Raw genomic sequence first — 12,603 nt, 5'->3', positions numbered from 1 at the left:
GCCTATTTACTAACACTGACTATATCGAAACTAAAACAAAATAAATAAAACATATAAAAACGATTCTTATGAAAAAAATGAACTCCTTTATGAGCGTAATTGCAATGGCACTTATTTGCTCTACCACTTTTGGTTGTGAACCAAAGAACAAAAAAACAAACAAAGAGATTATATACGCACAAGCAATGGCTCCTGCTCCCATAGAAAACAATACCGTGAAAATTGCTTTGTTACTAGACACAAGTAATAGTATGGACGGATTAATAAACCAAGCGAAAGCACAACTATGGGATATCGTAAATAAGTTTACCCATGCTAAATGCGGCAATGAAGCCAAACCCAACTTGCAAATTGCACTCTACCAATACGGCAATGACAATCTTTCTTCTAAAGAAGGATACATTCAACAAGTATTAGATTTTAGTGACGACTTAGACGAGATATCCGAAAAACTATTCTCTCTTACCACAAATGGTGGTGAAGAATATTGTGGAGAAGTTATACAGACCTCTCTAAAACAATTAGAATGGGGAGCAAATAAAGACAATCTAAAACTAATTTTCATTGCCGGCAATGAGCCATTTACACAAGGAAAATTAAACTATGAAGATGCCGTTACCAATGCCAAAGAAAAAGATGTTATTGTAAATACCATTTTCTGCGGAAACTATGAGCAAGGTATAAACAGCAAATGGAAAAATGGAGCTACCCTTACTGGTGGCGAATATATTGCCATTGACCACAATAGAAAAGTAGTGCATATTGACACTCCTTATGATGATGTCATTATTAAACTGAATTCTAAACTTAACACTACCTATGTATCTTATGGTTCTCTAGGTAAAGCCAAACAAGAAATGCAATATACGCAAGACAACAATGCAATGAAAATGGAAGAAGCGGTAGCTGTAAAACGTGCTGTTAGTAAAAGTTCCAGATTGTATAACAACAAAAAATGGGACTTGGTAGATGCTGCGGATGATGTTTCATTTGAAGTATCTAAAGTTAAAACGGAAGACTTACCTACCGAATTAAAAGATAAATCTACTACAGAGATTAAAAGCTATATAAAAGAAAAGAAAGAGGATCGAATAAAAATTCAGAAAGAGATTCAAGAATTAAACAAAAAGAGAGATTCCTATATAGCTAAAAACCAAAAAGAAAATGCAAAAGGGGAATTAGAAAATGCGATGCTAAATGCGATTAAAAAGCAAGCTGCTACAAAAAACTACAAATGGGAAGAATAATTTTTAATGGGTAGATGTTTGTAATGGGTTTATTCTACATACTAGGATAATCCCATTTTTTTTATTGCGCAGCAGGACAGTAACAATCGTACTTTCTTTCCGATTGCCCAAAATCGTAACCTACTGTAATTTGATGAAAACCACCATTATCGAAACGAATATCTCCCATTTGATACGAGTAATTATAGGAAACCATAAAATTCTTAATATTTGCACCTACGATTGGAGTAATAAGCTGTAATCTCTGCTCTCCGAAAGTACCATTAGATAAAAATTGTGCTCCATCGAAACTTCTTCTATAAGAAACACCTCCCCATACTCTACCAAAGTCTACATCACGATACACTTTAGCATTAAAATCTACGGTCTTTTCCTTTGTATAATCTGTTAGTTGAAATAATACAGAAGGCTCTATTTGCCACTCGTTTCTACCAAAAATATGACCCGCAGAAACTACATATCGCTTTACATTATCTATCTCGGTAACAGAATACAAATCCCTACTACTTCCTAATGCATTTAAAACAGCTGCATGTGCGTAGAAATCTCTAAAGTTATAAGACATACCAAAGTCTACATTAAAATACCCCACACTATTATCTGCTCCATTAATAACAGGATCAGGAATAACAGACCTAAATTCGGACTCATCCAAACGGCTTTGTAAATAGCCAGCACTTAACCCAAATGAAAGTTGATTTAAAGCACGTATATCTTCGCCCCCCATTCTTAAATGGTGTGCATATGTCATTTTAAAACCTGTTTGTGAATGGTATCCATTAGCATCATTATAGACTATAGCACCAATTCCACTATCACTGTCTCCCAATCTAAAGTGGGCATTAAGCGTTTGCAAGCTAGGAGCTTCCTCTACATTAAACCATTGTTTTCGTATAGTACCTCTTATTTTACCACCTTCTCCAATACCTGCCATGGACGGGAAAACCAAGTAATAGTTATCGGATAAATAATCAAAATATACAGGAATTCCTTCCTGAGCATAATTTTGAAAACTTAATGCAAAGAAAGACAATAGAAGTAAAAATCGGTTTTTCATCTAGTAATAGGGGCTTATTATTGATATATCTTCTAAATATAAAGTATAACGGTCTAAATACAACAATAGTATCCCAGGTCTAACTAAGAATTACTTTGTATTTTTGTAAAAAATTATAGATTCATGAAGGAGTACTCTATCACGGTTGTTGCAACGAGCAACCCTACCATATTAAAATTTGAGACCAACCACCTTTTAACCAGTCATACAAATTACGAATTTAAGAATATTGATGAGGCTAAAAATTCACCCTTAGCGCAGCAGTTATTCTATCTACCATTCATCAAAACAGTTTATATTTCTGGCAACTTTATTGGCTTAGAAAAATTTGATATTGTTACATGGGATGATGTTAAAGATGAAGTTGCTCAGCAATTAGTAGAGTATTTAAATGCAGGCGAACCTATTGTTATTGAGGAAGAAACAGACAAAAAAGTTGCAGTAACCGTTTACGCAGAAGTTACACCGAACCCAACTACCATGAAATTTGTAGCAAGTAGAAAAATAGTTGCTACAACTTTTGAATTTAAAAATATAGATGAAGCTAAAGATTCTCCTTTAGCATTAGAACTTTTTCAATTGCCTTTTGTAAAACAAGTATTTATTGATGAGAACTATGTATCTGTTTCTAAATATGATGTTGCTGAATGGGATGAAATTACTATGCCTTTACGAGAACTTATAAGAGAATTCATTACAGATGGCAAACAAATAGTATTAGATACTATTACCCAACAAACGCAAGTAGCGACTCCTGTAGAGGCAAAAAAAGCGGTAAGCCTAGATGACACTTCTAAACAAATAATAGATATTTTAGAAGAATATGTAAAGCCTGCTGTTGCTAGTGATGGTGGTAATATTCTTTTTCAATCTTATGACGAAGACACTAAAACCGTAAATGTAATTTTACAAGGAGCTTGTAGCGGATGCCCTTCTTCTACTTATACTCTTAAAAATGGTATTGAAACTATGCTAAAAAATATGATGGGAGACAAAGTAAATGAAGTGGTTGCTTTAAACGGATAACCTTTCTATAATATTAGTCATTGTTCTTATTATTTCTTAAATTAGGAAAAACATAAAAACACTAATTATGGCAGTATTAAAAGTTATTGAAGTATTAGCAAATTCTGATAAAAGTTGGGAAGATGCAACAAAAAAAGCAGTTTCTCATGCATCAAAAAGCGTTAAAAACATACGTTCTGTATATGTGCAAGACCAAAGTGCTAATGTAAAAGATGGCGAGGTAACTGAATTTCGCGTTAATGTTAAACTTACTTTTGAAGTAAAATAAGTTTAAAAAAGTATAAGAAGAGCACCTATTTAATGGTGCCTTTTTATGCTTTTTTCTTTTGTTGTAAAACAAAATCTTTTAAATAATACGGCTCAAAATAAGCCACATCTTCAAAATCTTTATTTTCAAATTTCCTATACGAAAGCATCGCCATTTCCTTTGCAGAAGGAACTACAGAGGTATTGAATTCAAAATTAGGGTGTATTAAAATCTCTTTGCATTTTTCTGCCCCATTACCCGCAATAACAACTTTACCTTTCTCTACAAATTCACTAAAAGAATTAGCATCTACAATTTCAGCTCTTGTTTCTCTAATTTCGGAATATGCCGTATTGAACACTGCTGAATACACTTCCATCCTTCTTGCATCTAATACCGGAATTACAACCGCAGATGTATCTAAAGTTACTTGATTGGCCATACTCTCTAATGTAGCAATAGATATTAAAGGAATATCTAAAGAAAAGCACAAACCTTTGGCTGCTGAAACACCAATACGTAATCCTGTATACGACCCTGGACCTTTGCTTACTGCAATAGCATCTAAATCTAAAATAGACAAGGAAGCCTCTTTCAAAGCTTCCTCTATAAATACATGTAATTGTTCTGCATGAGAATAATTAGGCGAATTATGCTCTTTTAAGACTATAATTTCGCCGTCCTTAGCAACACTAACCGAACAGTTGGTAGTTGCCGTTTCTAAATTTAAAAGTATTGCCATAATGGCTACAAATATAATCTAGTTTAAGCTTATAGGAATACCAAAATAGAATTCTAATATTTTTAATCTAAAAATGTAATCGTATTTGGTACGTACCACATCTGCCTCTGCATTATCTACTCTAGACTGCGCCTGACTAAAATCAAAAGCATTCATTAAACCAACATCAAACCTTTCCTTGGAATAGTTATAAGCTAATCTCCTTGCTTCTAATGTTTTTTCTGCAGCTTCGTATGCTTTATTAAATGTTTTTACATCTACATACGCCTGTTGAATATTAGATTCTAAATCTAATTTATCTTGTTTATACTGGAGTCTACTTTTTTCTAATTGTATTTTAGCTCTTTTAATACCATTCTTAGTACTAAATCCATTAAAAATAGGAACATTCAATTGCGCGCCATAAGAGACACCATCAAAAACCCAAAGCTGATCTTTAAAACTAGGAGTATAAGGAACATTATTACCATCTAATAAGGTAGTTACATCTGAATATCTTGTTCCATAATTAACAAACCCAGATAAGGTAGGATAAATTGCTCCTTTTGCTATTTTTAAATCCTTTTCCGCAAGCGTAACATTAGATTCAGAGAATTTAATATCATTTCTATACGTCAAGGCCTTATTAAAAATATCCTTAGCAGAATTATCTAATACATTAGAAGGTGGAATATTAAAGGTCTCATCTACTACATCAAAATTTTCGTAATCTGTAATTTGTAGTAATTGTGATAAATTAATCCTAGCTATTAACACTCTACTTTCCCCATTAACAATCTGTTGTTCTTGGTTAGCTGCAGTTGCTTCTATCTCTAATAAATCCCCTTTCGGAACAACTCCAGAATCCACCAATTCCTTAGTCCTTTTTAAATCTTGTTCTGTTACCGCATATTGTGCCCTAGCTACTTTTAAAGACTCTTTATTAGACAATACCTGCAAATAAGCATTTGCAACACTTAAACGAATATCATCCTTTAAATCATCTAATCGATACTGACCTGCAATGGCATTTAATTTTGCTCTATTTAGTCTATTTATATTCCTTAAACCATCAAATAAAGTAATATTAGAACTTATACTAGCATTCATATTAAAGGCCGTACTATTGGTAGGCGCATTATTTGTAGGGTTAATAGAAAACCCTGTATTGCTAGAATAAGAATTAGTGCCATTTAAATTTGGAAGTAAATCCCCAAAAGCATCCGATTCTTCAATTTTAGTATTCTCTAAATCTAACTCATACTGTTCAATAGACAAGTTATTCTCCACTGCATAAGTAACGCATTCTTCTAATGTCCACTTTTTTTCTTGAGCCGATGTAATTCCGACTACTAAAACTAGCAATAGCGCTATTAGTTTATATTTCATCTTTTGATTTTTTTTGATTATTGATTGATGTCTTACTCTTCACTTTCTTCTGAATCTTCTTCCTCTTTGTCTTCATCGCCAATTTTAATTGGCTCCGTTTTATTCCATTGTTTTACTTCATCCTCTTCTGTAATACCTGAAACAATTTCTACATTAACACCATCAGAAATACCAATTTCTACATCTTTTCTTTCGAACTCTTGGTCTCCCACAGAAATCTCTACATACGGTTCATCTGTTTTTTTATCAAACTGCAATAGAGCTTCTGGAATTACCAGTATGCTATCCTTTTTCTCTAATACAATAGATGCATTAGCACTGTAGCCCGCACGGATAAACAAATCGTCTTTTATCTCTATATCTCCTTCAATTTTAAACTGAACTGCTCCGGTTTCTTCCACTCCTTTAGGTGCTATAAACTTTAATTTTGCATCTAACTCTACATCCTCAACAGCTCCTAAACTAATTTTTAAAGGCGTTCCTAATTTTAGCTTTCCTACCTCTCCTTCATCTACCTTACCCTCAAAAATCATTTTAGTTAAATCTGCAATAAAAGCGATAGTAGTACCTGCATTAAAATTATTCGTTTGCACTACTTGGTCCCCTACCTCAACAGGAATTTCTAAAATTGTACCCGTAACTGTAGCTCTAATATTTGTATTTGCACTGGTAGAACCTCCTGTAGAACCTACTCTAATAATTTGATAATCTGCTCTAGCATTATTCAATTCCTGTTCCGCTTGGTTAAATTGTAATTGTATGCTATTAAAATCTTGACTAGAAATTACTCCTTTATCAAATAGGTTTTTATTTCTATCAAATTCTATCTTTACATTATTCAATGCTAATTCCGCATTACGTACTCTTCCTCTAGATTGGTTTAAAGACTGCTCATTAGGAACTACTTTTATAACAGCAATTAAATCTCCTGCTTTAACTTTTGCTCCTTCTTCTAAATATATTTTCTGAATAATACCAGAAATCTGAGGTTTAATCTCTACTTCTTCTTCTGGCACAACCTTACCCGTAGCTACCGTCTTTTTTTCTACACTAGAAATAAATGGTTTGCTAGTTTCATAAGTAATTGCCGACTTACTGTTCGATTTTATAAAAAATACCGCAGCCCATAGCGCACCTAATACTAAAAGTCCTATTAGAATATACTTTACGATTTTGTTCATTTTTAAATTGTATTTATTTTATAATTGGTTTTATTATTCTTCTCTTAATGCATCTATTGGTCTAATGCTAACAGCTCTTTGCGCTGGAATAAGACCTATTAATGTTCCCAAAATCACCATGATTGCTAGTGCTCCAAGTATATAAGGTATAGGTACTGTTGGGTTCGCATATGGAAAATCTCCGCCTTCCGTAAAAGTATTTAGTAAACTAAGAAAACCAGCTCCTAATATTATACCTATTACCCCAGCTATAGTGGTTAAAAAAACAGATTCTAGAATAATTTGATTTCTCACCTCTGAAGGTGTTGCTCCAAGCGCCCTACGAACCCCTAATTCCTTGGTACGCTCCTTAACCGAAATTAAAAGTATATTCCCTATACCAATTACTCCTGCTAATATGGTAGCTATACCAACTACCAAAGACATAAATGTTAATCCGTCTGCAAAGCCCATAATTTCTCCAAAACGTTCTCCTAAATTAAAAGACCCAAATGCTCTTTCATCTTTAGGGTTTACTCTATGGGTGCTTTTTAATATCGCTTTTATATCTTTTTCTACCTGTACCACATCTGCATCATCATATGCGGCAATACATAAATACCCTACATTATCACCAGAATTATATAATTTACGATAGGTAGAAAACGGGATAAACATGGCACTATCAGAATCGAAACTTACTCCTTCCGCTAATTTATGCACCCCAATTACTTGAAAATACACATTACCAACACGAATATACGCACCAACCGGGTCTTCTTCTTTTTTAAATAACTCTTGTTGTACTCTTTCGCCAATAACAATTACTTTTCTTGCTTGGTCCATATCTTCTTGGTTTATGAACCTTCCTCCGTCAAATATTTTCTTTGTAGATATTTTGGTGTAAATAGGAAAATCTCCATTGAGAACATAAGAACCTGATTTTTGTCCCCTTACGGTATACACAGGCTCCGAACCAAACTCTCCCTGTGTAATTCTCGGAGCAATATATTGTATTTCAGGAATTCTATTTTCTAAAACCTCTACATCTCCTAACTTAAGCTGCATAGGCCTTCCTGTTTTAAAACCAGCGTTAGGCATACTTGTACTTTGAGCCCACACAAACATACTATTCATAGCAACGGTTTTAAAAGCCTTATCAAAACCATTATCTAACCCTTTGGCCGCTCCAGAAAGAGCTATATATATAAAAATACCCCAAAGGACACCAATAACTGTTATAATTGTTCTGGTCTTATTCTTACTAATAGAACCAAAAATCTCTTGCCATGTATTACTATCAAATAAAAACTTCATATTATTCGTCTCTTAGTGCTACAATGGGTTTAATTCTTGCTGCTCGTTTGGCAGGTATATAACCTGCAAGTGCACCGAAAACAATTAATAAAACTGTAGCTCCAATTGCAACTGGCATATCTATATAAGGATCCGTTATAAACCTATCTTTTAATTTGTCTCCCATGGAACTTAATATGGCGATTCCTATTATCATTCCTATAAAACCAAATACTGTTGTAATAAAAACAGATTCTAATAAAATAGTACTAATCACAGATTTTGGTGTTGCGCCTAAAGCTTTACGAATACCTAATTCTTTAGTACGCTCTTTTACCACAAAAACCATAATATTACTTATACCTATAATACCCGCAATAATGGTTCCTATAGCCACGAAGCCTACAATCATTTGTAAAACAAAAGCCATTTGTTGTGTTTGCTTAAGGCCTTCTGCTACGTTCCTTACATAAAGACCATTCTGATCGTCTGGATCTATATATTTTTTTTTCTTTATAAACTCTGTTATTCCTTTATCCAATGCTAAGGCACCTGCATAACCTAGTTCTGGTCTAAAAGCAACAATAATTTGATCTATTTTATCTGTATTCTTCTCTATTAACTGTCTTGTGGTATATGGAATATAAATGCGCCTTTCTTCATCATCGCCTCCTTCATCTTGGTACACTCCTATGACTTTAAATGCACTACCTGCAATATCTATATATTCTCCGATGGGATTTTTATTACCAAACAAGTCTTTTTGTACCAGACGACCAATAACAGCGGTTTTACTTTTCCCCTTAATATCATTTACGTTAAGGTATCTCCCCTCCATAATGATCGTTTTCTCGGCTATCTGATGTGATGGTGCTACCGCTCTTGTGGAATAATTATTAGATTCATTTTTATATTTAACCATCCCATTTCTTGAAATTCTTGGCGTTATGTATTCCAAGAAAATTGGAAAATTAGTCTTAATATCTTCTAAGTCCGAATTATCAAACTCTATACGCCTTCCTGATTTATACCCTTTATAAGGTTTGGATGTTTGGCCTGGAAAAAGGGTGATGATATTTTGGGCATCATCTTCAAAAAATTTAGAAAAAGTGTTCTTAAGACCATTTCCAAAACCAAAAAGAACCACAAAAATTAGAATACCTAAAGCTACCGTAAACCCAGACAAGAATGTCCGTAATTTATTCTTTTGAATGGTTTCAAAAATTTCTTTCCAGTTATCCCTACTAAACATACTGTGCGGCTCTTACTTGCTCTACTTTTTTATCTTCAATAATAACTCCATCCTTTAAGTGCACTATACGTTTACACATATCTGCAATATCTGGTTCGTGGGTTACTATTAGTATGGTATTCCCTTGATCGTTAATTTTCTGAATAAGATCCATCACCTCATACGATGTTTTACTATCTAAAGCTCCAGTTGGCTCATCTGCCAAAAGCACTTTAGGCTCAGCTGCCATGGCTCTTGCTATTGCCACTCTTTGCTTTTGCCCACCAGACAATTCATTAGGCAAATGTGTTGCCCATTCTTTAAGACCTACCTGTTCTAAATATTTTAATGCTTTTTCTTGGCGTTCTTTACGACCAACTTTTTGGTAATATAATGGTAGTGCTACATTTTCCATAGCACTTTTGTAGTTTATTAAATTGAAAGATTGAAAAACAAAACCTAAAAATTTATTCCTATAATTGGCTGCTTTTGTCTCATTTAGATTTTTAATCGGAACCCCATCTAAGACATAAGAACCTTCATCTAACTCATCTAACATTCCTAAAATATTAAGAAGTGTAGACTTTCCAGAACCAGAGGAGCCCATAATAGCTACTAATTCTCCTTCTTCCACAGAAAAATTAATTCCTTTTAATACGTGCAACGAATTGCTACCCATTTTATAAGATTTATGAAGGTCTTTTATTTCTATCATGGTGGTTATGTTATTAACTTTTAATGGGTAACTGATGAGTTTTGACAATTAGACTTGTAAGTTCCTTATTTGTTACAAGTTTTAATCTAAATTTTTTGTTAAAATTAACCTGTCTCCTATTCAGACTTTATTTCATTCCAAACTTTTATTTTATCCTCTTCATTAACCCCTGATTTTACTTCTACAAAAATACCGTCGCTAATACCTAATTCTATTTCTTTGCGTTCAAATTCTTGGTCGCCAATAGCAATTTCTACAAATGGTTTTTTTGTTTTAACATCATACTGAACCAAACCTTCTTTTAAAGAAAGTACACTATCTGCTTTAGCCAAAATTATAGAGGCATTAGCACTTAGACCTGCTCTAATGAAAATAGTATCTTTTTTACTTAAAGTTCCTTTAATCTCGAACTGTATTGCGCCATTTTCCTCTTTTCCTTTTGGCGCTATATAATCTAAAACTGCATCGAAAATTTCACCCTCTATAGCTCCTACCGTAATTTCCAAAGGTAAATTCTCCTTTATTTTTCCAACTTCTGACTCATCTACCTTTCCTTCGAAAATCATTTTCTCCACATCTGCAATTGCTGCAATTGTAGTGCCTTCATTAAAAGTATTACTTTCAATAACTTGGTTTCCTACCTCTACAGGAACATCTAAAACCATTCCACTAACGGTTGCTCTAATAAGTGTATTTGCTGCATTACCAAAACCTCTCGTGGTTCCTGTTTTTACAATATCGTATCTTTTATTCGCTGCATTATAAGCTTGTTTTGCCTGATCATAAGAAACTTGAGCCCTTTCTAGATCTACTTTAGAAATAACCCCTTTACTAAACAAACCCTTCTGTCTCAAATGATTTCTTTGCTGGTCATCCAAAGATATTTTAGCCTCATCAATACTATTTCTAGCATCATTCAAGGCATTTAAATTAGGGACTACTTTTATTTTACATAGTAAATCTCCAGATTTAACATAATCCCCACCTTCCACATAGATTTCCTCAATTACCCCTGAAATATTCGGTTTTATTAAGACCTCTTCTAATGGCAAAATGCTTCCTGTTGCCATTGTCTTTTTTATAATAGTTTTCTTGGATGGAGATTCTGTTTCATACACTGTAGGATCTTCTGCATTCTTTTGGTACAAATAATACATAGAACCACTAAAGGCTATTACGATGACTAATAGAATGATTACAGTAATTGACTTTTTCATTTTTAATGTTTATTTTGTTCTGATTGCTATTATTTACTCTGCCCGTATTGCATCTATTGGTCTTGTTTTTATTGCACTTTGAGCTGGTATAAAACCTGCCAAAAGCCCTGAGAAAACAAGGATTAACAAAGCCGAAACGACTACACCTAAGCTTACACTAGGGTTTAGAAACATGTCCACAGGGCCATTCATTTCTAACACCTTATTAATACCGTAAATAAACAAGGCGCCAACGGTAATTCCTGCCATCCCTGATGTTATGGTAAGAAATATAGATTCCATTAATATTTGTAATTTTATAGACCAAGGCTTTTCTCCTAATGCCCTACGAATTCCTATTTCTTTGGTTCTTTCTTTAACCACTATGAGCATAATATTACTTACGCCAATAATACCAGAAAGCAACACCAAAACACCAACAAAGTATGCGATAAAACGCATAGCCCCAAATAAGCTTTCTACCCTATTATACTGTTCGTACAAATCAAAATGACCTACTGCTCTTTTATCTTTCGGATGTACTTTCCTTTTCTCTTTTACCAAAGCAACTATGCCTTCTTTTAAATCGGATATAGAACTACCATCATTAGCAGTAATAGCCATCCAACCGACATTATCTGCTCTATTAAAGGCTTGTAAAAAAGAAGTAAAAGGAACATAGATTTCTTTTTGTCCTTCTTCCCCATCCCCACCATTACTCTTCTTTTTATAAGTGCCTACAACCAAGAAACTTACTCCTTGTATTTTTATATATGAGCCTATTACTTTTTCATCTTTTTTATACAAACCCGTTTTTACACCTTCTCCTATGATGGCTATCTTCCTCTTCTCCTTAATATCGGAATGATTAATAAATCTTCCTGCAGTGATACTCATAGGATCTTGATTTATTATTTCTGGATAATCTCCATAGACATTATAAGCTCCTGCATTTATTCCTCTAATTACATTATTAGCCCCACCAAATCCACCTAGTTGGTTTCTTGGAGAAACAAATCTAAGATTCGAAAAATTATCACGAATAGATGTTACATCTTCTAATTTAAAACGAAAATTTCTGCCTTTTGGCAACCCTTTATATGGTTTTGTAGTACTCCTTGTCCACATAAACATGGTATTGGTTGCTATATCACCAAAATCGGATTTTATACCATTCTCTAACCCTTTACCAGCCGCCAACAAAATAATAAGAATAAGAATACCCCAAAAAACCCCAAACGCCGTTAAAATAGTTCTAAACAGATTACTGGTTAGCACTTCAATTATTTCTTTCCAACGATCTTTATCAAACATAGTT

12 protein-coding genes are annotated in these 12,603 nt (G+C 33.6%); 3 read left to right on the top strand and 9 right to left on the bottom strand.

Going from position 1 to position 12,603, the window contains the following annotated elements:
• The first annotated feature begins 68 nt into the window (after window positions 1–68).
• Window positions 69–1,247, top strand: coding sequence for a vWA domain-containing protein (locus tag QZZ51_RS06745; protein WP_291867700.1), 1,179 nt, complete (start codon window positions 69–71; stop codon window positions 1,245–1,247).
• Between the two features lie 61 nt (window positions 1,248–1,308).
• Here the strand turns inward: QZZ51_RS06745 and QZZ51_RS06740 are convergent, their stop codons facing one another.
• A complete protein-coding gene (locus QZZ51_RS06740) occupies window positions 1,309–2,304 on the bottom strand; it encodes a type IX secretion system membrane protein PorP/SprF (RefSeq protein WP_291867698.1) in 996 nt (331 codons plus the stop codon).
• A 123-nt stretch (window positions 2,305–2,427) separates the two neighbouring features.
• Here QZZ51_RS06740 and QZZ51_RS06735 point away from each other — a divergent pair, with 123 nt between their 5' ends.
• Together QZZ51_RS06735 and QZZ51_RS06730 are read left to right on the top strand one after the other, a co-directional pair.
• Complete coding sequence (locus QZZ51_RS06735) at window positions 2,428–3,330, top strand: NifU family protein (protein ID WP_291867695.1); 903 nt, start codon at window positions 2,428–2,430, stop codon at window positions 3,328–3,330.
• A gap of 67 nt (window positions 3,331–3,397) precedes the next feature.
• Window positions 3,398–3,598: a dodecin family protein gene (locus QZZ51_RS06730; RefSeq protein WP_291867692.1), complete on the top strand. Its 201-nt coding sequence runs from the start codon at window positions 3,398–3,400 to the stop codon at window positions 3,596–3,598.
• A 43-nt stretch (window positions 3,599–3,641) separates the two neighbouring features.
• Here QZZ51_RS06730 and tsaB read toward each other — a convergent pair whose 3' ends face one another.
• The 8 genes from tsaB to QZZ51_RS06690 form a co-directional block, all read right to left on the bottom strand.
• Complete coding sequence (gene tsaB, locus QZZ51_RS06725) at window positions 3,642–4,319, bottom strand: tRNA (adenosine(37)-N6)-threonylcarbamoyltransferase complex dimerization subunit type 1 TsaB (RefSeq protein WP_291867688.1); 678 nt, start codon at window positions 4,317–4,319, stop codon at window positions 3,642–3,644.
• Between the two features lie 18 nt (window positions 4,320–4,337).
• Window positions 4,338–5,687, bottom strand: a complete 1,350-nt coding sequence (locus QZZ51_RS06720; RefSeq protein ID WP_291867686.1) for a TolC family protein — start codon at window positions 5,685–5,687, stop codon at window positions 4,338–4,340.
• Window positions 5,688–5,719: 32 nt separating this feature from the next.
• A complete protein-coding gene (locus QZZ51_RS06715) occupies window positions 5,720–6,868 on the bottom strand; it encodes an efflux RND transporter periplasmic adaptor subunit (protein ID WP_291867683.1) in 1,149 nt (382 codons plus the stop codon).
• 33 nt (window positions 6,869–6,901) lie between these two features.
• A complete protein-coding gene (locus QZZ51_RS06710) occupies window positions 6,902–8,164 on the bottom strand; it encodes an ABC transporter permease (RefSeq protein ID WP_291867679.1) in 1,263 nt (420 codons plus the stop codon).
• Window position 8,165: 1 nt separating this feature from the next.
• Entirely contained in the window at window positions 8,166–9,395 is a 1,230-nt protein-coding gene (locus QZZ51_RS06705; RefSeq protein WP_291867676.1) for an ABC transporter permease, read from the bottom strand.
• A complete protein-coding gene (locus tag QZZ51_RS06700) occupies window positions 9,388–10,089 on the bottom strand; it encodes an ABC transporter ATP-binding protein (RefSeq protein WP_291867673.1) in 702 nt (233 codons plus the stop codon). Before QZZ51_RS06700 ends, QZZ51_RS06705 begins: the two co-directional genes overlap by 8 nt.
• A gap of 116 nt (window positions 10,090–10,205) precedes the next feature.
• A complete protein-coding gene (locus QZZ51_RS06695; protein ID WP_291867671.1) occupies window positions 10,206–11,306 on the bottom strand; it encodes an efflux RND transporter periplasmic adaptor subunit in 1,101 nt (366 codons plus the stop codon).
• 33 nt (window positions 11,307–11,339) lie between these two features.
• Entirely contained in the window at window positions 11,340–12,599 is a 1,260-nt protein-coding gene (locus QZZ51_RS06690) for an ABC transporter permease (RefSeq protein ID WP_291867668.1), read from the bottom strand.
• Window positions 12,600–12,603 lie beyond the last annotated feature (4 nt).

Origin of the sequence: Maribacter sp., from assembly GCF_016744255.1 — a bacterium.
Lineage (GTDB): Bacteria > Bacteroidota > Bacteroidia > Flavobacteriales > Flavobacteriaceae > Maribacter_B.
Note: the sequence above shows the minus strand (reverse complement) of the source record. Positions and strands in the feature narration are given on the sequence as shown.